The organism is Pseudomonas sp. SO81 (assembly GCF_030374125.1).
Taxonomy (GTDB): domain Bacteria; phylum Pseudomonadota; class Gammaproteobacteria; order Pseudomonadales; family Pseudomonadaceae; genus Aquipseudomonas.
Genome location: NZ_CP126126.1, coordinates 1740480 through 1763484 on the forward strand (window position 1 = coordinate 1740480; position 23005 = coordinate 1763484).

Sequence of the window (23005 nt, forward strand, 5' to 3'; positions counted from 1 at the left end):
GTTTCCATCCGGACCGCCCCCATGGCTGATTCATACGACGAAGACTTCTCCGGCGAGAAGAGCAAGACCCAGATCAAGCGCGAGCTGCACGCCCTGCAGGATCTCGGCGCTCGCCTGACCACCCTCAAGCCCGACCTGATCGCCAAGCTGCCGATCACCGATGGCCTGCGCAAGGCCCTGGCCGAGGCGCCGAAACACACGGCCAATGCCGCCAAGAAGCGCCACGTCCAGTTCATCGGCAAGCTCATGCGCGACCAGGACATCGAGGGCATCCTCGCCCTGATCGACCAGGTCGACAGCTCCACCCGCGAGTACAACGAACGCTTCCACGCCCTCGAGCGCTGGCGCGATCGCCTGGTCGCAGGTGACGACACCACCCTGGAGAGCTTCGTCGTCGACTACCCGGAGGCCGACCGCCAGCACCTGCGCAGCCTGATCCGCCATGCCCAGCACGAGGCGGCGCGAAACAAACCGCCAGCCGCCGCGCGCAAAATCTTCAAGTACATCCGCGACCTGGACGAGGTCCAGCGCGGCCTGCGTTAACTCTTTACCTGCGCCCCGGATTGCCTCCGGGCCAGGCCCCTCGCCCGCCTCAGGCGCCGGTGCCCCCCACGGTGATCGCGTCGATCTTCAGGGTCGGCTGGCCGACGCCCACCGGCACCGACTGGCCGTCCTTGCCGCAGGTCCCCACACCGCTGTCCAGGGCCAGGTCGTTGCCGACCATGGACACCTTGCTCATCGCCTCCGGACCATTGCCGATCAGTGTCGCGCCCTTGACCGGGGCAGTGATCCTGCCGTCCTCGATCAGGTAGGCCTCGCTGGTGGAGAACACGAACTTGCCGCTGGTGATATCCACCTGGCCGCCGCCGAGGTTGGCGCAGTAGATGCCGCGCTTCACCGAACGGATGATCTCTTCCGGGTCGCTCTCGCCGGCCAGCATGTAGGTATTGGTCATGCGCGGCATCGGCAGGTGCGCGTAGGACTCGCGACGGCCGTTGCCGGTCGGCGCCACACCCATCAGGCGCGCGTTCAGCTTGTCCTGCATATAGCCCTTGAGCACGCCGTTCTCGATCAGCGTGGTGCACTGGGTGCGGGTGCCTTCGTCGTCCAGGCTCAGCGAGCCGCGGCGACCGGCCAGGGTGCCGTCGTCGACTATGGTGCACAGCTTGGATGCCACCGGCTGGCCAACGCGACCGCTGTAGGCCGAGCTACCCTTGCGGTTGAAGTCGCCTTCCAGGCCATGGCCGACCGCCTCGTGCAACAGCACGCCGGACCAGCCGGCACCCATCACCACCGGCAGGGTGCCGGCCGGCGCGGGGACCGCCTCCAGGTTGACCAGGGCCTGGCGCAGCGCCTCGCGGGCATAGCCCATGGCGCGCTCTTCGCCGTTGCCGTCCTGCTCGAGGAAGTAGCGGTAGTCGCTGCGCCCGCCACCGCCGTGACCACCGCGCTCGCGGCGGCCGTTCTGCTCGACGATCACGCTGACGTTGAAGCGCACCAGCGGGCGGATGTCGGCGCCCAGGCTGCCATCGCTGGCGGCCACCAGCACGTGGTCCCAGACCCCGGCCAGGCTGACGGTGACCTGCTTGATGCGCGGGTCGAGGGTGCGGGTGAACACGTCGATGCGCTTGAGCAGCTCAACCTTCTCGGCGCGCTCCAGCACTTCCAGCGGGTTGTCCTGGCCATACAAAGCGACCACCGCCGGGCTGGCGAAGGCCTGCACGCGGCCCTGCTGGCCGGCGCGGGCGATCGAGCGGGCGGCGCGGGCCGCCTGGCTCAGGGCCTCGGCATGGATGGCGTTGCTGTAGGCGAAACCGGTCTTCTCGCCGGACTGGGCTCGCACGCCCACGCCCTGGTCGAGGTTGAAGCTGCCTTCCTTGACGATGCCGTCCTCCAGCACCCAGGACTCGGAGACCTGGCTCTGGAAGTACAGGTCGGCCGCATCGATGCCGGGGCCGGCCAGTTCGCCGAGAATCGCTGGCAACTGCTCGATGGTCAGGTTGCCGGGGGCCAGCAGGTGGCCGCTGACGCGGCCGAGGATGTCGCTCATAACTGCTCCGTGGGCGCCGGACCGGGCTCGGCCGGCGCAATGAATCGTCTGTGTCGCGCCACCGGCATGCGCTGGCGCACGGCCGCCTGCTCGGCGGCATCGCGTTCGGCGAGCAGTACCGCTTCGCCTTCCGTCTGTTCGGCCAGCACCCGGCCCCAGGGATCGATGATCGCCGAGTGGCCGAAGGTCTCGCGCCCTCCCGGGTGCGTACCGCCCTGCCCCGCCGCCAGCACGTAGCACTGGGTCTCGATGGCGCGGGCGCGGGTCAGCACCTGCCAGTGGGCGGCGCCGGTAACGGCGGTGAAGGCCGCCGGTGCGCTGATCAATTCGGCACCGGCCTCGCGCAGCCGGCTGTACAGCTCGGGGAAGCGCAGGTCGTAGCACACGCTCAGGCCCAGGCGCCCCACGGGCGTATCGGCCACCACCACCTGCTCGCCGAAAGCGTAGTCGTCGGACTCGCGGTAGCGGCCACGGCTGTCGGCCACATCCACGTCGAACAGGTGCAGCTTGTCGTAGCGCGCCACCCGCTCGCCGTGCTCGTCGACCAGCAGCGAACAGGCATGCGCCTTGGCCTCGGGGCGGGCGTCCGGCGGCAGGGGGATGGTTCCGGCCACTACCCATAACCCTAGATCACGGGCGGCCTGGCGCAGCCAGGGCAGGATGGGGCCGGTGCCCGCGGCCTCGGCCCGACCCAGGTCGGCCTGGTCGCGGCGGCCCATGGCGGCGAAGTTTTCCGGCAGCACGGCGAGACGCGCACCGCGCTCGGCCGCCTGTTCGAGCAGGCGACGGGCGGCGGCTAGATTGGCCAGGACATCGTCCTGGCTGACCATCTGGATTACGGCGAGGGACATGAACGCCTCCTTGCCCGCATGCTACCGCAAGTCGCCGGTACTGGCTTCAACGTGGCTTCTCGAACGGTTTATCGAAGCTGATCTCAGGGTTCTGCCAGGGGCCCTTGACCTTGTACTGCACGCTGGCGAAGCGCGCCACTCGGTCGCCGAGCAGCTTGTCGACCACGAACAGGGCGCCGCCGACGGCCGGCGCGCCGACGATCAGCGCCGCCAGCGGCAGGTTGTTGGTCACCGGCAGGGTCACCAGCAGCTTGGCGTCGATCTGATCGCGCGCCATGTCCAGGGTGCCGTCCAGCTCCAGGGTGCTGGACGGGCCGACCACGCGCAGCGGCTCGCGGGTCTGGAACACCCCGTTCTGGCCGACCAGCAGGGTCTTGGTGGTGTCGTAGCTGAAGCCTTTACCGAGCAGGTCGGAGAAGTCCAGGCGCAGACGGCGGCTGATGGAATTGAAGTTGAGCAGGCCGAACACGCGCAGGGCCGAGGCCGAGCCCTGCACCTCGACGAACTGGCCCTTGCGCAGGCTGGCGTCGAGACGACCGGACAGGCGCTTGAGACCGAACCAGGCCGGCGAGCCGGGCCAGTTGGCATCCACATCCAGGCGGAAACGTTCGCTGGTGGCGCTGGGCGCGTAACCCCAGGCGCTCAGCACATCGGCCAGGTTCTTGCCCTCGATGCGCCCCTTGTACCAGCTGGAGCTGGCCCCCGGCGCGCCTTGCCAGCCGGCGCTGCCGCCCAGCTTGAGGCCCTTGAGATCGAGCGACAGCTCGCTGAAGTCGACCCCCTGCGGCGTCGGCCGCGCCTTGAGTGACCAGGCGCCGACCAGCGCATCGCCCTGCATGACCTTGGCGATGCGCACGTCCAGGGCAGGAATTTGCCGCGGATCGACGGCGGCCAGCAGGTCGGGGGCATCCGGCTCGGATGGCTCGTCGGCCTTGCGCGGCTCGGCCGGCGGAAAGCTCAGGCGCGCCAGGTCGATGCTGATCGGCGCGTCCTTGGCATCCGGCAGGCCGATCTGGCCTTCCAGCAGCGCACTCTTCAGACCCAGCTGCCAGCCGGCCTCGGCCCGCGCCAGCTTGACCGCCAGGTTGTCGACCTGGGTGCCGAAACCGCTGAAGCGATCGATGTTGAGATCGGCGCCACGGAAGAAGCGCAGGGTCTGGCCATCTCCGGCCAGACCGGCATGTGGTTTGGCCACGGCCTGCCAGGCACTCCAGTCCAGCTCGGCGATGCGCCCGTTCACGCGCAGGCCCTGGTCCGATGGCAAGCGGGCCGACTCACCGCCCAGGCGCAGCTCGCCACGCCCCTGCAGCGCCGCCCCCGGTGGCGCGGCGAAGGCCAGGCTGGCCACGCTGCCATGGTCCAGCCAGTAGCGCCGCTCATTGCCCTGCAGGGTCATGCGCCAGGTAGTGGGACGCGTATCGGCGGTGGCCTTGGCGAAGGGTGCCGGCAGCTCCACGGCCAGACCCTTAAGGTCGGACTCGATGCGCAGCTGGCTGTCGCCGCCGTCCAGCGCCAGGTTGAGCTTGTAGGGAATCTCGCCCTTCAGTGGCAGCGGCTGGGTCACCCCCAGCCAGCCGGTGAGCTGGGCCAGGGCGATCTTGCCGCTGGCCTCGATGCGCGTGCGCGCATTGCCGCGCGCCCCTTCGGCCACGGCCCGGCCGCGCACGGCGTGGCCCAGGGCATGGGCACGGATATCCGGAGCGCTGAGGCCGGTGGCGGTATTGAAGCGGAATGCGCCCTTGATCTGGCTCAGCGCCAGCTTGGGCGTGCTGATCTGCAGCTGTGCGCCCTCGGTGGCGAAGTCCACCTGCACCTGGGGCTTCTGGCCCTTGGCTAAGGGGATGTCGAGCTTCAGCTTGCCGCTCAGCGGGCCCTGACCCTGCCAGCCGGCGAAGATCTCGGCAGTGCCGATCGGCGCCTCCTGCAGAATCTTCAGGGCATCGGGCAGGCTGCTGTCCAGCTCGCCATCCAGCGCCAGGCGCGGCGATTGCCCCGCAGGCGCCTTGGGTACGTTGACCGTCACGTCGCGTACGCGGCTGTCGAGAATGCGCGCCTCGGGCACCCGCACATCGACGCCGTCGTCCTCGATCAGCACCTCGCCGCGAGCATCGCGCAACACCGGCCAGCCGGGCTGGAAGGCCAGCTCGGCGCCGTCCACCAGGAAATACAGGCTGATGCTGCGCGAGGCATCCTCGGCGCCCTTGGCCAGGGAGCCCTGGTACTGGAACCAGCCGTCGTCGATATGGCCCTTGCGGATCGACTCGTTCAACCACTGGGCCAGGGCCGGGCTGAGGCCGGGCGAGAGGGTCGGCAGGTACTTCTTGGCCTGCAGGGCGTCGCCGTCCTGTAGACCGACCCGCAGGTCCATGTAGTCCTCCAGGGCCGGATCCTTCTTCAGGCGCACCAGGAAGTCACCGGCCACCCTGCCCTCGTCGCCGACCACTTGCAGATAGGGACTCTGCAGGGTCAGCCCCTCGTCGTTGAGCTCCCACAGCAGGCGGGCGCCGGCCTGGCGGTAGCGCCACATCTCGGGGAACAGGTTGGGGAAGTGCAGGCCGAAGTTCTCGCTGGCGGCCAGCCCCTCGCCGCTGCCCAGGTCGCCGCGCACGCTGCCGCTGGCGTTATCCACCGCCGGCACGCCCTGCCAGGCGCCGATGCCGACGCGATCCAGATTGCTGGAGAACTGCACGCGTTTGGCGTCGCTCAGCTGCGGCAGGTAATCCAGCTGCAGGTTGCGCAGCGCGCCACGCGGGCGCAGGGCGCCGACGATCTCCGCGGCCTTGTCCGGCAGCGGCGCCAGGGCCAGTACCACCGGCGTCAGCGGGGTCAGGTCGAGATGATCGGCGCTCAGGCTCCAGCGCTCGACCTGGCCATTTGCGTCCAGGGTCTGCTTCAGGGCCAGCTGCGCCTCGCCCCAGCGGGTCTCGCCCAGGCTCAGGACCAGGGCATCCACCAGCAGGTCGAAACCATCGACGCGCCGCTCGAAATAGGCGCTCAGGCCCAGGTCGCTGACCTGCACCGGCTCGCGCTTGGCGTAGGCGCCACGAATCTCCGGCGCATGCAAGCGGGCAGCGCCGCGCTGCACCCGCCCCTGCGCCCACTCCAGCCAGAACTCGCCGCCGGCCTGGGCCTTGCTCAATTGCCAGTCGCGGGTCAGGCCCTTGGGTAGCCAGGTCGCCCAGTCGCTCTGCGGCAGGCTGAGGTAGGCGTCGGCGCTGCTGGCGCGCCAGTCCTGAGGATCCAGACGCACGCGCAGGTTGAACGCCAGCGGCTGGCCATCGGGCAGGCGCAGGCGGCCATCGAGGCGCTGGCGCACGCTGCCGCTGCGCAGGGTCAGGTCGATATAGGTGAGGCTCTGCGGTGGCTGTTCGAAGGGCTCGAAGGTCAGCTGGCTGCCGAGCAGAGAGACCTTGCTGAGCATGCCCAGGCCGTCGATCAGCCTCTGGAGGTCCAGCGGCTTGGATGGCTGACGCTGCGGCAGGCCCTCCACCGCCCAACGTCCCTCGGCATCCTGGCGCAGGCTCAGCTGCAGGCCCTCGACCTGCAGGTTGGCGATGCGCGGCGCGCGCGCCAGCAGGCTGGCCAATAAGTCCGGCACCACGCGCACCTGGTCCAGACGCACGGCACTGACGCCTTCGCCGACCAGCACGTCATGGGCCGTGAGTACCGGCGCCAGGCCACGCCAGCCGCCCTCCAGGCTGCCGATGGCGAGCGGCATGTTCAGCGCGGTGGCGGCCTTGGCCTCGACTTCGTCGCGGTACTCGGCCACCAGCGGCACCAGCTCGCGGCCCAGGCTGACGTACAGCGCGGCCAGCACCAGCACCAGCGCGCACAGGCCCAGACCCCAGCGCAGCGGCCTGTTCAGCAGGCTAGCGAGGAAGTTCATTCAGAGCAGCACCACGTCGTACTGCTCCTGGGAATACATGCTCTCCACCTGGAACTTGATGGGCCGGCCGATGAAGGCCTCCAGATCGGCGACATTGCCCGATTCCTCGTCGAGCAGGCGGTCGACCACCTTCTGCTCGGCCAGCACCAGGTAGCCCTCGGCCTGGTAGGCGCGGGCCTCGCGCAGGATCTCGCGGAAGATCTCGTAGCAGATGGTCTCGGGAGTCTTCAGCTTGCCGCGGCCCTGGCAGCAGCTGCACGGCTCGCACAGCACCTGTTCGAGGCTCTCGCGGGTGCGCTTGCGGGTCATCTGCACCAGGCCCAGCTCGGTAATGCCGATGATGTTGGTCTTGGCGTGGTCGCGCTCCAGCTGCTTCTCCAGGGTGCGCAGCACCTGGCGCTGGTGTTCTTCATCTTCCATGTCGATGAAGTCGATGATGATGATCCCGCCCAGGTTACGCAGGCGCAGCTGGCGGGCGATGGCGGTGGCCGCCTCGAGGTTGGTCTTGAAGATGGTCTCTTCGAGGGTGCGGTGGCCGACGAAGGCGCCGGTGTTGACGTCGATGGTGGTCATCGCCTCGGCCGGGTCGACGATCAGGTAGCCGCCGGATTTGAGCGGCACCTTGCGCTCCAGGGCGCGCTGGATCTCGTCCTCGACGCCGTACAGGTCGAAGATCGGCCGCTCGCCGGGGTAGTGCTCCAGGCGATCGGCGACCTCAGGCATCAGCTCATCGACGAACTGGGTGATCTTGCCGAAGGTCTCCCGCGAGTCGACGCGGATCTTCTCGATCTTCGGATTGACCAGGTCGCGCAGGGTGCGCAGGGCCAGGGACAGGTCCTCGTAGATCACCGAGGGGGTCGGCGCGGTCTTCATCTGCGCGGCGATCTGCTCCCACAGGCGACGCAGGTAGCGGATGTCGGCGAGGATTTCGTCGGCGCCGGCGCCATCCGCGGCGGTTCTGAGGATAAAGCCGCCGGCTTCCTCGATGCCTTCGGCGGCGACGCAGTCGGCCACCACCTGCTTGAGGCGCTCGCGCTCGGCCTCGTCCTCGATCTTCAGCGAGATGCCGACGTGCGCGGTACGCGGCATGTAGACCAGGTAACGCGAGGGAATGGACAGGTGGGTGGTCAGGCGCGCGCCCTTGGTACCGATCGGGTCCTTGGTCACCTGCACCACCAGGCTCTGGCCCTCGTGGACCAGCGCGCCGATTGATTCCACCGCGCTGCCTTCGCGGGTGGAAATCTCCGCCGCATGGATGAAGGCGGCGCGCTCCAGGCCGATGTCGACGAAGGCCGCCTGCATCCCCGGCAGCACCCGCACCACCTTGCCTTTATAGATATTGCCGACGATGCCACGCTTCTGCGTGCGCTCGACGTGCACTTCCTGCAGCACGCCGTTTTCCACCACCGCCACGCGCGACTCCATCGGCGTGATGTTGATCAGGATCTCTTCGCTCATGCGTCCTACTCTGCGCGTCGCGACTGCTGGCCAGGGGCCGCAGCCACTCTAACTGTTTGGGCCGGCAGGTAAGGCCTGCCAGCAGGGAATCCCGAATTCCTCGAGCAGCTGCGCGGTTTCGCACAGCGGCAGGCCGACCACGGCCGAATAGCTGCCCTCGATCTGGCTGACGAACACCGCCGCCAGTCCCTGAATACCATAGCTGCCCGCCTTGTCGCACGGTTCGCCGGTGTCCCAGTAGGCCTCGGCCTCGCCCGCACGCAATGGGCGGAAACGCACCCGGCTGGTCACCACCCGCGATTCGATGCGCCCGGCGCTGGCCAGGGCCACGGCGGTCAGCACCTGATGCTCGCGCCCGGACAGCGCCGCCAGGGTGGCCAGCGCCTCGGCGCGACTCTCCGGCTTGCCGAGAATACGCCCGTCGAGCACCACACTGGTGTCGGCGCCCAGCACCACGCAATCTGCGGCGGCGGCCAAGGCAGCCAGCCCGGCCTGCGCCTTTTCCCGCGCCAGGCGCTCTACATAGCGCTCGGCGGGTTCATCAGGCAATGCCGTCTCGTCAATCGAGGCGCTCAGCGTGACGAAGGACACACCGATCTGCGCCAGCAGCTCGCGCCGGCGGGGGGAACCCGAGGCCAGGTGCAGCTTGGCCATGCAGACATCTCCCTGTCAGGGGTGGAGTGGAGGATGAAGCGGAACCCGCCCGGAACCAGTCCGGGCCGGACTCAATGGACGGCGAAGCGTTGTTGCAGCCCACGCAGGATGGCGAACACCCAGGGCCAGAGCAAGGCACTGATCAGTGCCGGCAGGACGAAGGCCAGGGTCGGCGGGCGGTTGCCGGTCAGCGCGTTGAGCCACAGCTGCACCAGCTGGGCGATGCCGAACACTACCAGCAGCACCAGGCTCTGCTGCCACATGGGGAACATCTGCAGGCGGCGCTGCAGGGACAGCACCAGGAAGATGATCAGGGTCAGGATCAGCGCGTTCTGCCCGAGCAGCGAACCGAACAGCACGTCCTCCACCAGGCCCATGCACCAGGCGCCGATCATGCCGATGCGGTGCGGCACGGCCAGCACCCAGTAGGACAGGAACAGCGCCAGCCACAACGGGCGGCCGATCTCCATGAACTGCGGCATGGGCCCCACGCTGAGCAGCAGGGCGAGCGCCAGGCTGGCCCAGATGATCCAGCTGTTGCGTGCCTTGACCTGGACCATCACTGACTCTCCCGTTCGACGGCCGGAGCGGCGGGTGCTGCAGGCGCCGGGGTGGCCGTGGGTTGCGCCGGCGCCGTGCCGCTCGGCGCGCCCTGCGGCGGCACGGCGGCTGGGGCCGGCTGTGCCCCGGGCTTGGCCTGGCTGTCGGCGGCCTCGCGGTCGGCGGCTTCCTGCGCCTCGGCGGCCTCGGTGGCGCGCTGCTCGGCGGTCCGCCCGTCGGTGAATACCAGCAGCATGTAGCGGCTGCGATTGAGGGCGGCGGTAGGCACGGCGCGGACGATGGCGAAGGGCTGACCGGAGTCGTGCACCACTTCGTTGACCGTGGCCACCGGGTAACCGGCCGGGAAGCGCTGGCCCATGCCGGAGCTGACCAGCAGATCGCCTTCCTTGATATCCGCGGTGTCGGCCACGTGGCGCAGTTCCAGGCGCTCCGGGTTGCCGGTGCCGGCGGCGATGGCACGCAGGCCGTTGCGGTTCACCTGCACCGGAATGCTGTGGTTGGTGTCGGTGAGCAGCAGCACGCGGGCGGTATAGGGCATCACCTCGACCACCTGGCCCATCAGGCCGCGGGCATCGAGCACCGGCTGGCCGAGGAATACGCCATCCTTCTCGCCCTTGTCGATCAGGATGCGATGGGTGAAGGGGTTGGGGTCGACGCCGATCAGCTCGGTGACCAGCACCCGCTCGTCCACCAGGGCGGCGGAGTTGAGCAACTCGCGCAGGCGCACGTTCTGCTCGGTGAGGGTGGCCAGCTTCTGCAGGCGACCCTGCATCAGCAGCGACTCGGCCTTGAGCTTCTCGTTCTCGGCCATCAGCTCGCTGCGGCTGGTGAGCTGCTGGGTCGCATCCTCCCAGAGTGTGACCGGCAGGCGGGCGATGCGATAGGCCGGCTCGGTGATCAGGCCGACCTGGGTGCGCAGCGGCTGCAGCACCTCGAAACGCGCATCCACCACCATCAGCACGGCCGACAGCACGACCAGCACCAGCAGTCGTACGCCCAGCGACGGTCCCTTGGCGAATAGCGGTTTGATGGCGAATCCCCTTTCAGCTGACGGCTAGAAAACACAAAGCCGGAAGGACCAGCTTCCGGCTTCGGCTTACCACTTCAGGCTCACTCGGTGGACAGCAGGTCCATGGAGTGACGATCCATCATCTCCAGGGCACGACCACCGCCGCGCGCCACGCAGGTCAGCGGGTCTTCGGCAACGATCACCGGCAGGCCGGTTTCCTGGGCCAGCAGCTTGTCCAAGTCGCGCAGCAGGGCGCCACCACCGGTCAGTACCAGGCCGCGCTCGGCGATGTCCGAGGCCAGCTCGGGCGGGGATTGCTCCAGAGCGCTCTTCACGGCCTGGACGATGGTCGCCAGGGACTCCTGCAGAGCCTCCAGCACTTCGTTGGAGTTGAGGGTGAAGCTGCGCGGTACGCCTTCGGCCAGGTTGCGGCCACGCACGTCGACCTCGCGCACGTCGCCGCCGGCATAGGCGGTGCCGATTTCCTGCTTGATGCGCTCGGCGGTGGATTCGCCGATCAGCGAGCCGTAGTTGCGGCGCACGTAGGTGATGATGGCTTCGTCGAAGCGGTCGCCGCCGACGCGCACGGATTCGGCGTAGACCACGCCGTTCAGTGAGATCAGGGCGATTTCGGTGGTGCCGCCGCCGATATCGACGACCATCGACCCGCGGGCCTCTTCGACCGGCAGGCCGGCACCGATGGCAGCGGCCATCGGCTCTTCGATCAGGAACACTTCACGGGCACCGGCGCCGAGGGCGGATTCGCGAATGGCGCGGCGCTCGACCTGGGTGGATTTGCACGGCACGCAGATCAGCACACGCGGCGAAGGCTGCAGGAAGCTGTTCTCGTGAACCTTGTTGATGAAGTATTGCAGCATCTTCTCGCAGACGCTGAAGTCGGCGATCACGCCGTCTTTCATCGGGCGGATCGCGGAAATGTTGCCCGGGGTACGGCCGAGCATGCGCTTGGCCTCGGTGCCCACGGCGACCACGGACTTCTGGTTGCCACTGCTACGAATGGCGACCACAGACGGCTCGTTGAGGACGATGCCACGCTCGCGGACATAGATCAGGGTATTGGCGGTGCCCAGGTCGATCGACAGATCGCTGGAAAACATGCCACGCAGTTTCTTGAACATGAGAAAGAAGCCCTAGACAGAGCGCGATGAAAACGCTGGGTAAAAAAGTGCGGCAAACTCTATCAATGAGCGACCTTTTGGGCAAGGCGGCGTCTGTGCTAAATTGCCTGCTTTTCCGGGCCTTTAGGGCCCCAAATCGCGGCATCTGACCGCCCCATGCGGCATCCGTTCCCCGCCTGCTTCCGCCCGGTCACCCGCCTGCTTCTTGGAGAATCACGATGGCGCTCGAACGCTCCGACGTGGAAAAGATCGCCCACCTGGCCCGCCTGGGCCTGAACGAAGGCGATATTCCGCAAACCACTGCGACCCTCAACAACATCCTGGGCCTGATCGACGCCATGCAGGCGGTCGATACCAGCGGCATCGAACCCCTGGCCCACCCGCTGGATGCCACCCAGCGCCTGCGCGCCGACGCCGTCACCGAAAAAAATCAGCGCGACGCCTACCAGGCCATCGCCCCGGCCGTGGAAAGCGGCCTCTACCTCGTGCCGAAAGTCATCGAATAAAAGGAAAGGGTTCCCCATGCATCAACTGACCCTGGCCGAGATCGCCCGCGGCCTGAAGGACAAGACCTTCTCCTCCGTCGAGCTGACCGGCGCCCTGCTGGCCCGTATCCAGCAGCTCGACCCGCAACTGAACAGCTTTATTACCGTGACCGCCGATCTGGCGCTGGAGCAGGCCAAGGCCGCCGACGCACGCCGCGCCAGTGGTGAAGACGGCGCCCTGCTCGGCGCGCCGATCGGCCACAAGGACCTGTTCTGCACCAAGGGCGTGCTGACCAGCTGCGGCTCGAAGATCCTCACCGGCTTCAAGGCGCCCTACGACGCCACGGTGGTCGACAAGCTGGCCGCCACCGGCACCGTGACCCTGGGCAAGCTGAATATGGACGAGTTCGCCATGGGCTCGGCCAACGAATCCAGCCACTACGGCCCGGTGAAGAACCCCTGGGACACCTCCCGCGTACCGGGCGGTTCCTCCGGCGGCAGTGCCGCCGCCGTGGCCGCGCGCCTGCTGCCGGCCGCCACCGGCACCGACACAGGCGGCTCGATCCGCCAGCCGGCCGCGCTGACCAACCTCACCGGGATCAAGCCCACCTACGGCCGCGTATCGCGCTGGGGCATGATCGCCTACGCCTCCAGCCTCGATCAGGGCGGCCCGCTGGCCCGCACCGCCGAGGACTGCGCCCTGCTGCTGGGCGCCATGGCCGGTTTCGACCCGAAGGACAGCACCTGCGTCGATCAGCCGGTGGATGACTACCTGGCCGCCCTGAGCCAGCCGCTGGCCGGCCTGCGCATCGGCCTGTCCAAGGAATACTTCGGCGCTGGCCTCGACGCCCGCATCGGCGCGAAGGTCATGGCGGTGGTCGATGAGCTGAAAAAGCTCGGCGCCACGGTCAAGGACATCTCGCTGCCGAATATGCAGCACGCCATCCCGGCCTACTACGTGATCGCCCCGGCGGAAGCCAGCTCCAACCTGTCGCGTTTCGACGGCGTGCGCTTCGGCTACCGCTGCGAGAACCCCAAGGACCTGCAGGACCTGTACAAGCGCTCGCGTGGCGAAGGCTTCGGCGCGGAAGTGAAGCGCCGCATCATGGTCGGCACCTATGCACTGTCCGCCGGTTACTACGACGCCTACTACATCAAGGCCCAGCAGATTCGCCGCCTGATCAAGAACGACTTCGTCGCAGCCTTCAACGAGGTCGACGTGATCCTCGGCCCGACCACGCCGAACCTGGCCTGGAAGATCGGCGCGAAGAACAACGACCCGGTCGCCGAATATCTGGAAGACATCTACACCATCACCGCCAACCTGGCCGGCATCCCCGGCCTGTCGATGCCCGCCGGTTTCGTCGACGGTCTGCCGGTCGGCGTGCAGTTGCTCGGCAACTACTTCCAGGAAGGTCGCCTGCTGAATGTCGCGCACCAGTATCAGCAGGTCAGCGACTGGCACAAACAAGCACCGAGCGGCTTCTGAGGAAGGATCAAGACATGCAATGGGAAACCGTGATCGGGCTTGAGATCCACGCTCAGCTCAGCACCCAATCGAAGATTTTCTCCGGCAGCGCCACCACCTTCGGCGCCGAGCCCAACACCCAGGCCAGCCTGGTCGACCTGGGCATGCCCGGCACCCTGCCGGTGCTGAACGCCGAGGCCGTGCGCATGGCCTGCAAGTTCGGCCTGGCGATCGACGCCGAGATCGCGCCGAAGAATGTCTTCGCGCGCAAGAACTACTTCTACCCGGACCTGCCCAAGGGCTACCAGACCAGCCAGATGGATCACCCCATCGTCGGCAAGGGCTTCCTCGACATTACCCTGGAAGACGGCAGCACCAAGCGCATCGGCATCACCCGCGCCCACCTGGAAGAAGACGCCGGCAAGAGCCTGCACGAAGACTTCCACGGCATGAGCGGCATCGACCTGAACCGCGCCGGCACGCCGCTGCTGGAGATCGTTTCCGAGCCGGACATCCGTTCGGCGAAAGAGGCAGTGGCCTATGTGAAGGCCATCCACGCCCTGGTGCGCTACCTGGGCATCTGCGACGGCAACATGGCTGAAGGCTCGCTGCGCTGCGACTGCAACGTCTCGGTTCGCCCCAAGGGCCAGGCCGAGTTCGGTACCCGCGCCGAGATCAAGAACGTCAACTCCTTCCGCTTCATCGAGAAGGCGATCAACCACGAGGTGCAGCGCCAGATCGACCTGATCGAGGACGGCGGCAAGGTAGTGCAGGAAACCCGCCTGTACGACCCGAATAAGGACCAGACGCGCTCCATGCGCAGCAAGGAAGAAGCCAACGACTACCGCTACTTCCCCTGCCCCGACCTGCTGCCGGTGATGATCGAGCAGAGCTTCCTCGACGAGGTGCGCAGCCAGCTGCCGGAACTGCCGACGCAGAAGCGCGAGCGCTTCGAGAGCCAGTACGGCCTGTCCGCCTACGATGCCAGCGTACTGTCCGCCAGCCGCGAGATGGCCGAGTACTTCGAGCAGGTGGCCAAGGCCTGCGGCGATGCCAAGCTGGCCGCCAACTGGGTGATGGGCGAGCTGTCCAGCCTGCTCAACAAGGACAACCTGGAGATCGAGCAGTCGCCGGTTTCCGCCGCACAGCTGGGCGGCATGATCCTGCGCATCAAGGACAACACCATCAGCGGCAAGATCGCCAAGATGGTGTTCGAGGCCCTGGCCGCCGGCGAAGGCGCCAGCGCCGACGAGGTGATCGAGAAGAAGGGCCTCAAGCAGGTCACCGACTCGGGCGCCATCGAAGCCATGCTGGACGAAGTGCTGGCGGCCAACGCCGAGCAGGTCGAGCAGTACCGCGCCGCCGACGAGGCCAAGCGCGGCAAGATGTTCGGCTTCTTCGTCGGCCAGGCGATGAAGGCCTCGAAAGGCAAGGCCAACCCAGGCCAAGTCAACGAGCTGCTGAAGAAGAAGCTCGAAAGCTAAGAGCGCGACGCCGGGGCAACCCGGCGTTCCTTTCTCCGGGAGCCGCCATGTACAAGATCGCGACTTTCATCCTGCCCCTGGCACTGCTGGCCGGTTGCGCCAGCCAGCCAGCCGTGCAGCGCCCCACGCCACCCGTGCCGCCACCCAAGACCGCTCCAGTGGTCAAGGCGCCCGCCCCGGTCGCCAAGCCCAAGGCCGAGCCCAGCTACCAGGCCAAGGGCAAGGCCTCCTACTACGCCTCGCGCCACCACGGCCGGCGCACCGCCAGCGGCGAGCGCCTGAACAACAACGCCTTCACCGCCGCCCACCGCGAGCTGCCGTTCGGCACGCGGGTCAAGGTCACCAACCTGGCCAACGAGCGCTCGGTGGTGGTACGCATCACCGACCGCGGCCCGCATACCCGCGGCCGCCTGATCGACCTGTCGCAGGCTGCCGCCAAGGAGCTGGGCATGCTCCGCGCCGGCGTCGCCCAGGTGCGCATCGAGACCGTGGACAACTGACGGAGCCAGCCATGACCGATAACGCCAAAGCCGGCGAGCGGGTGCGCCGCGAAGTGATGGGCGACACCTTCGTCGACCGCGCGCTGAACAACGCCACCGAGTTCAGCCAGCCGCTGCAGGACTTCGTCAACGAACACGCCTGGGGCGGGGTCTGGACCCGCGGCGTGCTGGAGCGCAAGACCCGCAGCCTGATCACCCTGGCCGCACTGACCGCGCTCAAATGCCCGCAGGAGCTGAAGGGCCACGTGCGCGGTGCGCTGAACAACGGCTGCAGCGTGGAGGAGATCCGCGAGGCGCTGCTGCACTGCGCCGTCTACGCCGGCGTGCCGGCGGCCATCGATGCCTTCCGCGCGGCGCAGGAAGTGATTGATGCCTGGCAGGCGCCCGACGCCTGAACCGTAGGGCGGGTGCAACCCGCGTGCGATGCGCCATGAGTGGCGCGGGTTTCACCCTCCCTACACGAGCTATCCAACCGCTCAGGGAAAGCTGAAGCGCTTCACCAGGGTCAGTTCGCCCGGCGCGCGCATGGGGATGAGGAAGGATTCCTGCTTCTCGTTGGAACTGCCCTCGCCGCTGATCAGCGTTACCTGCGCCGTGGTCAGCGCCTGCGCCGGGTCGCCCTCGACGCCGTGGCCGCCGCCGTAGTAGTTGACGTAGACCAGGTACTCGCCCTTGAGCGGGGTCGGCGAGGCGATCATCTCCGGGCCGAAGCCGCCGGTCACGTCCACGTCCAGCGCCGCACCGTTGGCCAGGGCGCGCTCGCCGTACCAGACGTGGCCGCCATCGGGCGTCACCAGGTGCAGGTCGAGGTCGGTGTTGTCGCTGTCCCAGGACAGCACCACCCGCAGCTTGGCCGGTGTCTCGCCGCTGCCGTTGTTGTAGAACTGCACGCGGCGTACCTGCAGGCCATCCGGGCTGCGCACCTCGACATTGTTGCTGCCGGCCGGGAACACGAACGGCCGGTCGAAGCCGCCACCCTCCTGCACCTTGAGCGGCATGCTCAGGCCGTTGACCACCAGGCGCGCCGGCGCACCGCTGGGCGCCTTGTCGGTGGCGCTGATCTGCCCGCGGATGCGTGCGCTGTCGCCCTGGTCGGGCGCGCTGTTGACCGCCGAGGCCGGGTAGTTGACCTCCTGCATGAAGTGCGCGCCCTCGTCGGAGCCGGTGCGCCAGCCGGCGCGCGGGGTGTCCAGAGTGATCCCGGCGAAAGCACCGATGGGCATGGTGCAGGCCAGAAGGACGAAGGGATACAGGCGATGATTCATGGCTGAGCTTCCAGCAGCAGATGGCGGGCGAGGCCCTCGATATAGGTTTCATCCTGGCCATTTGGATGGGCGTCGAAGGCCAGGTGCAGGTATTCGTGGGTCAGGTCGAGGCGGTCCTGCAGCGAGTGCAGGCCACGCACGTAGATGCGCCGGCGCTCGCGGTCGACATGCGGGTTGCCGCTGTACAGGCGGCACACGGCGAACTCGGCGGTCTCGGCATAGCCCGGCTCGCTGTCCAGCAGCTCGCGCCAGCTGCGGCGCTGCTTATGCAGCCAGTCCTCGGCGGCAGGCAGAGGCTGGCAGGCGGCCACCGGCCGGTCCCAACGCCCAAGGCTGGCACGCGGAAAGGCGCGGGCGAGAATGGCGTCGTAGCGCAGGCCGGCCTGGGCCTGCTCGACGGCCTGGCTCCAGGCCAGGCGATCCGCGCCGGACTGGCCGGCGTGATAGGTGACGGGACTGCCGGCCAGCACCAGGTCGGCGGTCCAGGCGGCGATCTCGCGGGCGGCGGCGCTGGCCGGACGCGGCGCCACCCGCTGCTGGGCGCTGCTATCGCGGATCGCCAGGCATTCGCCACGGCGCTCGCCGTTCTGCAGCAGGTAGCTGCGGATGCTCACCGCCAGGGCCTTGGCCGCCTCGGCCGGCTGCGCCGTCGCCTCGCGGTCCAGCACCCGCGCCACGTATTCCTCGCGGCTCAGGCGCGCCACCAGCCGCGGCTGCTCGCCAGCCAGCAGAAACAGCTCGCCCTGGCTCTCGATCTCCAGTGCGTTGCCGTTGGCGAATGCCGCCCGGTAGTGCCCGCGCAACGTGCCGGACTGGCGCACCATGTCGCCATTCACGCGACTGAGGCCGCGCAGCGGATAGCGGTCGAACAGTGCCACCTCGACGCAACCACCCGGCTCCGCTGGCCAGGGCGCCGGCAGCACCTTGCCGAGAACCTCGGCATGGCGCTTGAGCACGCCATGACTGGCGCCAGAGCCACCGACCCAGAGCGGTGTGCCGTCAGCCAGCCAGCCGGCGAAACCACCCTGGCGCGCCTGGGCATCTCCATCGGCCAGCCAGCTCCAGGTCTTCACCCGCAGGCGGCCGCCGAGCGGGCCGAGCAGCGCGCCGTCGGCGGCGCTCACCGGCACGTCGAGCAGCACGCGGCGCGCCTCGGCCTGGGCCGGCAGCGTGGCCAGGCTGTCGAGCAGTTGGCCTACCGCCACCCGGCGCTGCGGCTGCAGGCCGTCGAGATCGAGCAGCCACTGCGGCGCGCGGCGCGCCTGCCAGTAGTCGCGCCACTCACCGGCCTGCAGGCCGAGGCGTTGCGGCGCGAAGTACAGGCCACAGGAACGCACCAGCGCCTGGTCACGATCGATGCGCTCGCCGGCCTTGCAGCAGTAAACCTCCTCGCGATCCTGGCCGGTGCAGGCGTAGCCCGGATCGGGCAGGCCGCGGTCGACCTGGTAGGCGTAGACGAACAGCTTCCACAGGCTGCCCAGCGGCGCCTCCAGGCTCGCCGGCAGCGGCTCGCGAGAAAGCAGCTGCCGCTCGTCCAGGCGCAACAGCTCGGCGCCCTGCGGCGTGTGCCAGGCCAGCTGCAACGGCGCCGGCCCAGCGGAGACCAGCAGCGGCAGCAGCGCCAGCCAGGCGAGCGCGCGCATCCTTACTCGACCTTCAGCTCGGCCAGTGCCGGCTTCTGCTCGAAGGCCTGGGCCTGCGGGTCATACATGCGCGAGTAGCGTGCCGGCGGCAGGTGGAACTCACCCTTCTGCGAGAAGCGCACCAGGTGACGCAGCACCAGCTTGCCCTGCAGGCTGTCCACCGGCACCGCGTAGAGCAGTTGGCCCGGCTCGTGGCGGGCCTTCTCCAGCGGCGCCGCCTCTTCCGAATCCAGGCCGCTGACCTGCAGGCCCCAGGTGGTGCGCTCGACGTCCGCGCCCGGCGGCAGCGGTACTTCCAGCAGGCCGTAGCGGCGTGGCGTCTCGGCCTCGCTCTCCAAAGTGATCTCGTCGAGATACAGCTGGTCGCCGGAGATCGGGCCATCGCCCACTTCCTCGGCACTGAAGCTGAATGCCGCTTCTCCCGGCACCAGACGCAGCAGACGACGAGTTACTTTCACCTCCAGCGGGCCGCTCGGCGGCGTGGCGGCGCTGTCATAGCTGAGCGCTGCAACCAGCGGGCTGCCCAGCTCGGCCGGCAGCTCCAGCGCGCTCGGCGGCTGGTTGCCCTGCCACTGCCACAGGGTCTCGCCGCTGGCACCCTCGCGGGCCTGCCAGCTGGCGCCCGGCTGCGGTACAGCGACCAGCGGGGCATCGCCCAGGCGACGCTGCAGCCAGGTCAGCGCCAGGGCACGCTCCAGGGTGGCCTGGGCCGGGGTCAGGCGCTGCAGCAGGGCATTGATCTGTAGCGGATCGACCGGACCACGGGACAGGCGTATCGCCTCGGCGAACGGTTGGGTGCTGGCCGCGACGCGCTCGCGGGCGGCGGCCAGGCCGACGGCGAAGCGCGGCGGCAGGCCGACCTTGCCGCCGGCCATGTCGGCGGCCAGTACGCGGGCCAGGTCCAGGCCCAGGCGCGAGTCCGGGTAGGCCATCACCAGGCTGGTCTCGCCGCTGTCGTCCAGTGCCACCTCCTCGCCCTCGGCAGCGTCGGCCAGGTCGTCGAGCAGGCCCTTGAGCAGGGTCTCGGTGGGCAGCTGCATCTCGCGGGCGAAGCCGAGGATCAGCGCGCGCTGCAGCAGCGGCACACTCGGCGCCTGCGCGGCGTAAATATCCAGCACGCGTTGCCAGTGCTCCGGCGGCAGCTGCACGGCCAGGGCGCGGCTGGCGTGCCAGTCGGCGTAGTAGGCGTAGGCGGTGAGGAAGGCATCGGCGTTCTCACCCTCGCCCCACCAGGTGAAGGTCGCTTCCGGCCCGGCCATCTGCACCAGGCGCAGGCGACTGTTCTGCATGATCAGGCGCAGGCGGTCGCCGATACGCGTCTCGCCCTTGGCCAGCGTCGGGTAGGCCAGACTCAGCGGCAACAGGCGGCTGGCGGTCTGCTCGACGCAGCCGTAGGGGTATTCCAGCAGGTCGTCGAGGGCCGAGCGGAACAGCATCTGGCTACTGTCGCCGAGGCGCAGGCGGATATTGCTGGCGTCCGCCGGCAGGCTCAGCGGGTTGCTGCCCGGGTTGAGTGCCATGTTATGCACATGCAGGCGCTGCCAGCCTTCGCCGGCGACGCGCAGCCCCACGGCCAGGGCATCGATCGGCTTGCCTTCCTGCACCAGTTCGGCAGTCAGCTCGCCGGCAGCCAGGGCGGTCGGCGGCAGGGACAGGTAGTTGGCACCACGGGCCAGCTCGACCTTCTGCCGCTGTTCCTGGCCGGCGAAGCGGGTAACCAGTTCCGCTTCGGTTTCCTCCTCGCCCTGATTGAAGGCGAACAGTCCCAGCTGCGGCTTGTCGCCGTCGCGGAACAGGGTCGGCCCACTCCACTTCAGGTACAGCGGCTTCTCGGAGCGGATGAACTGTTTCTTCTGCCCTACTTCGCCGCCGTCGTTGACCGCGCGCACGGTGATGCGCCAGCGGGTCAGCGAGTCGGGCATGCGGAAGCTGAACTGCGCCTTGCCCTGGGCATCGGTGACCAGGTCCGGCTGCCAGGCGGCGGTGTCGACTTCCTCGCGGCGCGGCCGCTCCAGCACCTTGACCCCACGCTCGCTGCGGTTGGCCCGCCCCGGTGCGGTGGCGTCGCCCGGCAGGGCCACGTCGTAGCTGATGAACGACAGGCTAGCGCTGGTGCGCACGTTGTTGCGCCGCGGATGGTAGAAGAACTGGTCGATGCCAGGGGCGATCTCCGGCTGCAGGGCGTAGATCATCTCGTCCACCACGCTCACCGTCAGGCGGGTGGCGGCCGGCTGGCCCTTGAACTGGGTGGCGAGATCGACGGTGACCGTCTCGCCCGGCTGGTAGAGCTCCTTGTCGGTGCGAACAGTGATCTCGATCTGCGCCTTGGCCACCTTGATCCCGGCGTTCTGGAAGCTGTAGTCGCCGCCCTTGGTGTAGAGCACCGAGAAGGTCAGGTTGGGGGCGAAGTGATCGTCCACCGGGATACGCGCGCGGTACTGGGTGTCATTGAGTTTCTCCAGCTTGAGCCAGTCGCCGCCGCTTGAGAGCAGCGCGGTGGCCTCGACCTTGTCGCGCTCCAGAGTCAGCAGCGCGTCGCCCACCGCTTCGGGGAAGGTGATCAGCGCCAGCGCCTCGTCACCCGGCTGGTACTGATCACGATCGAACACCACCTCGACGGTGCCGGCCACTGCCTTCAGCCCGCTGCCGCTGACCGAGTGACCGGTGGCGCCGAGGATCAGGCCGTGTTCGTCCTTGAGGGTGATGTTGTAGGTGCCGGGGTGCTCGAAGCTCAGGCTGAAGCCCTGTTCGTCCTCGCCCAGGCTGGCGCTGTGCTTGCTCTGGTCTTCCAGGCGTACCCACTCGTAGCTGGCCGGCTTGAGCTCGGTCGGTTGCTCGCTGCGATAGCTGAACTGCACGGCCTCGCCGGCGGCGCTGAAGCGCTGCGGTGCCTCCAGGCGGTAACGTGCAGCGCCGCGCTCGATAAGGATTTCCTTGCTGGTCTTGACCCGGTAGGCGGCGCCGTCGCTGGCGAACACGGTCAGCAGGTAGCGGCTCGGCTTGTCGGCGGCCGGCAGCTCGAAGGCGGCGCGGCCCTGGTCGTCGGTGGCCAGTTCACTGCTGGCGAGCTCCACCGGGAACTGCCCGAGGTACTGCAGTTCGTTGTCGATCATCGACAGCTGCTGGGCGCGCAGGCTCAGCTGCAGACGCGCGCTCTTCACCGGCTTGCCGTCCGGGTAGAGCAGCACCAGGTTGCCGGTGACCTTGTCGCCGGTGCGGAAGTCCGGCTTGGCCAGGTCGAGGGCGATCTCGAAGTGCGGCTTGATGTAGTCGGCGACGCGGAAGGCGCTGCTGTACAGCTGGTCGCGGTAGAGGAAGCGCAGCTCGTAACCGCCGGCCACGGCATTGTCCGGCAGCTGGAAGCGGCCCTGGGTACCGGCCTGGGCATCCAGGTTCAGGTCGAGGGTCTGCAGGGTGGTGCCGTTGGCGTCGAGCACCGCCAGCTTGATCGGCGCCGCCTCGGCGGCCTTGGAGTCACGCGCGCTGGTGAACTCGCGACCGACGATCTTCACCTCGACCCAGTCGCCCGGGCGGTACAGCGGGCGGTCGGTGAAGGCGTAGAGCTTGGTGTCGTAGATCTCGCTGTCGTAATAGAAGTTTTCCGAGACGAACACGCCGCCCTCGGCATCCTCGCCGAGCAGGTAGGAGCGTTCCGGACTGGCGTGCTGCAGGCGCAGCAGGCCCTGGCCGTCGGTGCTGCCGCTGCGCATCACGCCCAGGCCGTCGGTCCACAGCACTTTGGCGCCAGCCACGGCGCTGCCCTCATGCTTATGCGCGGTCCACACCAGCAGCTCCTTGCCGGCGATCTTGCTCACCGCCACGGTGTTGGAGACGAACAGCACGGTGGTGGCGCGGAACTTGCCGACCAGCGCCTCGACCAGGTACAGACCCGGCTTGAGCTTGCCCAACGGGATATAGACGTTGCCCGGATTGACGGTGACGAAGGAGCTGGACGAGCCGGCCAGCTCGACGCCCTTGGGCGGCTGGATGGCCTTGGCGTCCCACAGCGGGTAGCGGAACTGAGTCACCAGCGGCACGCCCTTCATCGGCGCGTACTGCGGCTGAGCCTCGAAGGGCGTCGGCGCCTTGATCGCGTCGCCCATCTTCAGCTCCGGCGCCTCTTCGGTCACCTGCACCCGCGATTCGTAGGAGAAGGCCCGCTGCATCACCCGACGCGACTTGCGGTACCAGTTGTCCCACAGGTAGGCCAGGGTATTGGACAGGCCCTCGCCCTTGTATTGCCCCTCGGCCACCACCCGGTGCAGGTTCTTCTGCCGCTTGAGGAAATCCAGCGGCTGCTCGATGCGATACACGCGCACGTCCACGCCACCGTAGGGCTCCATCATGTAGCGCCGGTAGTCGCGGCCCGGCGCCTCCAGGCGCACCTTGGCCACTTCGTCGCTGGCGAAGCTGCTGTCGGCCAGGAGGAAGAACGACTGCCCGGCCACCGGCGAGTAGCCGCTGGGCTCGACGCTGTCGTCGGCCTGGGCGGCCAGCGGCAGCACGGCGGCCAGCAGGGCCGCGGCGGCGAGACGCAGCAGGTTCATGGGCG

The 23005-nt window shown here is 68.3% G+C and carries 17 protein-coding genes; 6 read left to right on the plus strand and 11 right to left on the minus strand.

Annotation, left to right across the window (positions count from 1 at the left end):
- Window positions 1-21: 21 nt before the first annotated feature.
- Complete coding sequence (yjgA, locus tag OH686_RS08425; RefSeq protein ID WP_192400245.1) at window positions 22-543, plus strand: ribosome biogenesis factor YjgA; 522 nt, start codon at window positions 22-24, stop codon at window positions 541-543.
- Between the two features lie 49 nt (window positions 544-592).
- On the opposite strand, the gene tldD is transcribed toward yjgA, so the two are convergent.
- The 8 genes from tldD to mreB form a co-directional block, all read right to left on the minus strand.
- Window positions 593-2050, minus strand: coding sequence for a metalloprotease TldD (gene tldD / locus OH686_RS08430; protein ID WP_137974953.1), 1458 nt, complete (start codon window positions 2048-2050; stop codon window positions 593-595).
- Window positions 2047-2901: a carbon-nitrogen hydrolase family protein gene (locus OH686_RS08435; protein WP_289537704.1), complete on the minus strand. Its 855-nt coding sequence runs from the start codon at window positions 2899-2901 to the stop codon at window positions 2047-2049. The genes tldD and OH686_RS08435 overlap by 4 nt, the downstream gene beginning before the upstream one ends.
- Window positions 2902-2947: 46 nt before the next feature.
- The gene (locus OH686_RS08440) at window positions 2948-6787 is read right to left on the minus strand and encodes a YhdP family protein (RefSeq protein WP_289537706.1); all 3840 of its coding nucleotides are present in this window, start codon (window positions 6785-6787) and stop codon (window positions 2948-2950) included.
- Entirely contained in the window at window positions 6788-8245 is a 1458-nt protein-coding gene (gene rng / locus OH686_RS08445; RefSeq protein ID WP_289537708.1) for a ribonuclease G, read from the minus strand. It lies immediately after the preceding gene.
- A gap of 48 nt (window positions 8246-8293) precedes the next feature.
- A complete protein-coding gene (locus OH686_RS08450; RefSeq protein ID WP_289537710.1) occupies window positions 8294-8899 on the minus strand; it encodes a Maf family protein in 606 nt (201 codons plus the stop codon).
- Between the two features lie 71 nt (window positions 8900-8970).
- Entirely contained in the window at window positions 8971-9459 is a 489-nt protein-coding gene (mreD, locus tag OH686_RS08455) for a rod shape-determining protein MreD (protein ID WP_289537712.1), read from the minus strand.
- A complete protein-coding gene (gene mreC / locus OH686_RS08460) occupies window positions 9459-10442 on the minus strand; it encodes a rod shape-determining protein MreC (RefSeq protein ID WP_502942782.1) in 984 nt (327 codons plus the stop codon). The genes mreD and mreC overlap by 1 nt, the downstream gene beginning before the upstream one ends.
- Window positions 10443-10570: 128 nt before the next feature.
- Window positions 10571-11608 (minus strand): rod shape-determining protein MreB, encoded by a 1038-nt coding sequence (gene mreB / locus OH686_RS08465; RefSeq protein WP_021701292.1) that lies wholly within the window; start codon window positions 11606-11608, stop codon window positions 10571-10573.
- A 218-nt stretch (window positions 11609-11826) separates the two neighbouring features.
- On the opposite strand from mreB, the gene gatC reads away from it, so the two are divergent.
- From gatC to OH686_RS08490, 5 genes are read left to right on the plus strand one after another with little or no spacing between them, the layout of a single operon-like run.
- Window positions 11827-12114: an Asp-tRNA(Asn)/Glu-tRNA(Gln) amidotransferase subunit GatC gene (gatC, locus tag OH686_RS08470; protein WP_289537715.1), complete on the plus strand. Its 288-nt coding sequence runs from the start codon at window positions 11827-11829 to the stop codon at window positions 12112-12114.
- Between the two features lie 16 nt (window positions 12115-12130).
- Entirely contained in the window at window positions 12131-13582 is a 1452-nt protein-coding gene (gatA, locus tag OH686_RS08475; protein ID WP_289537716.1) for an Asp-tRNA(Asn)/Glu-tRNA(Gln) amidotransferase subunit GatA, read from the plus strand.
- Window positions 13583-13596: 14 nt separating this feature from the next.
- Window positions 13597-15045 (plus strand): Asp-tRNA(Asn)/Glu-tRNA(Gln) amidotransferase subunit GatB, encoded by a 1449-nt coding sequence (gatB, locus tag OH686_RS08480; protein ID WP_289537718.1) that lies wholly within the window; start codon window positions 13597-13599, stop codon window positions 15043-15045.
- 47 nt (window positions 15046-15092) lie between these two features.
- Window positions 15093-15545: a septal ring lytic transglycosylase RlpA family protein gene (locus OH686_RS08485; RefSeq protein ID WP_289537720.1), complete on the plus strand. Its 453-nt coding sequence runs from the start codon at window positions 15093-15095 to the stop codon at window positions 15543-15545.
- A gap of 11 nt (window positions 15546-15556) precedes the next feature.
- The gene (locus OH686_RS08490) at window positions 15557-15940 is read left to right on the plus strand and encodes a carboxymuconolactone decarboxylase family protein (RefSeq protein WP_289537722.1); all 384 of its coding nucleotides are present in this window, start codon (window positions 15557-15559) and stop codon (window positions 15938-15940) included.
- Between the two features lie 81 nt (window positions 15941-16021).
- Here OH686_RS08490 and OH686_RS08495 read toward each other — a convergent pair whose 3' ends face one another.
- From OH686_RS08495 to OH686_RS08505, 3 genes are read right to left on the minus strand one after another with little or no spacing between them, the layout of a single operon-like run.
- Window positions 16022-16810, minus strand: a complete 789-nt coding sequence (locus tag OH686_RS08495; RefSeq protein ID WP_289537724.1) for a YfaP family protein — start codon at window positions 16808-16810, stop codon at window positions 16022-16024.
- Window positions 16807-18453 (minus strand): DUF2300 domain-containing protein, encoded by a 1647-nt coding sequence (locus OH686_RS08500; protein WP_289537726.1) that lies wholly within the window; start codon window positions 18451-18453, stop codon window positions 16807-16809. Before OH686_RS08500 ends, OH686_RS08495 begins: the two co-directional genes overlap by 4 nt.
- Window positions 18454-18455: 2 nt before the next feature.
- Window positions 18456-23000 (minus strand): alpha-2-macroglobulin family protein, encoded by a 4545-nt coding sequence (locus OH686_RS08505; RefSeq protein WP_289537728.1) that lies wholly within the window; start codon window positions 22998-23000, stop codon window positions 18456-18458.
- Between the last annotated feature and the right edge of the window lie 5 nt (window positions 23001-23005).

Bases quoted from the DNA above. Each gene is read 5' to 3' on its own strand.
- yjgA (WP_192400245.1), top strand. From the start codon at position 22: ATGGCTGATTCATACGACGAAGACTTCTCCGGCGAGAAGAGCAAGACC.
- tldD (WP_137974953.1), bottom strand. From the start codon at position 2,050: ATGAGCGACATCCTCGGCCGCGTCAGCGGCCACCTGCTGGCCCCCGGC.
- OH686_RS08435 (WP_289537704.1), bottom strand. From the start codon at position 2,901: ATGTCCCTCGCCGTAATCCAGATGGTCAGCCAGGACGATGTCCTGGCC.
- OH686_RS08440 (WP_289537706.1), bottom strand. From the start codon at position 6,787: ATGAACTTCCTCGCTAGCCTGCTGAACAGGCCGCTGCGCTGGGGTCTG.
- rng (WP_289537708.1), bottom strand. From the start codon at position 8,245: ATGAGCGAAGAGATCCTGATCAACATCACGCCGATGGAGTCGCGCGTG.
- OH686_RS08450 (WP_289537710.1), bottom strand. From the start codon at position 8,899: ATGGCCAAGCTGCACCTGGCCTCGGGTTCCCCCCGCCGGCGCGAGCTG.
- mreD (WP_289537712.1), bottom strand. From the start codon at position 9,459: ATGGTCCAGGTCAAGGCACGCAACAGCTGGATCATCTGGGCCAGCCTG.
- mreB (WP_021701292.1), bottom strand. From the start codon at position 11,608: ATGTTCAAGAAACTGCGTGGCATGTTTTCCAGCGATCTGTCGATCGAC.
- gatC (WP_289537715.1), top strand. From the start codon at position 11,827: ATGGCGCTCGAACGCTCCGACGTGGAAAAGATCGCCCACCTGGCCCGC.
- gatA (WP_289537716.1), top strand. From the start codon at position 12,131: ATGCATCAACTGACCCTGGCCGAGATCGCCCGCGGCCTGAAGGACAAG.
- gatB (WP_289537718.1), top strand. From the start codon at position 13,597: ATGCAATGGGAAACCGTGATCGGGCTTGAGATCCACGCTCAGCTCAGC.
- OH686_RS08485 (WP_289537720.1), top strand. From the start codon at position 15,093: ATGTACAAGATCGCGACTTTCATCCTGCCCCTGGCACTGCTGGCCGGT.
- OH686_RS08490 (WP_289537722.1), top strand. From the start codon at position 15,557: ATGACCGATAACGCCAAAGCCGGCGAGCGGGTGCGCCGCGAAGTGATG.
- OH686_RS08495 (WP_289537724.1), bottom strand. From the start codon at position 16,810: ATGAATCATCGCCTGTATCCCTTCGTCCTTCTGGCCTGCACCATGCCC.
- OH686_RS08500 (WP_289537726.1), bottom strand. From the start codon at position 18,453: ATGCGCGCGCTCGCCTGGCTGGCGCTGCTGCCGCTGCTGGTCTCCGCT.
- OH686_RS08505 (WP_289537728.1), bottom strand. From the start codon at position 23,000: ATGAACCTGCTGCGTCTCGCCGCCGCGGCCCTGCTGGCCGCCGTGCTG.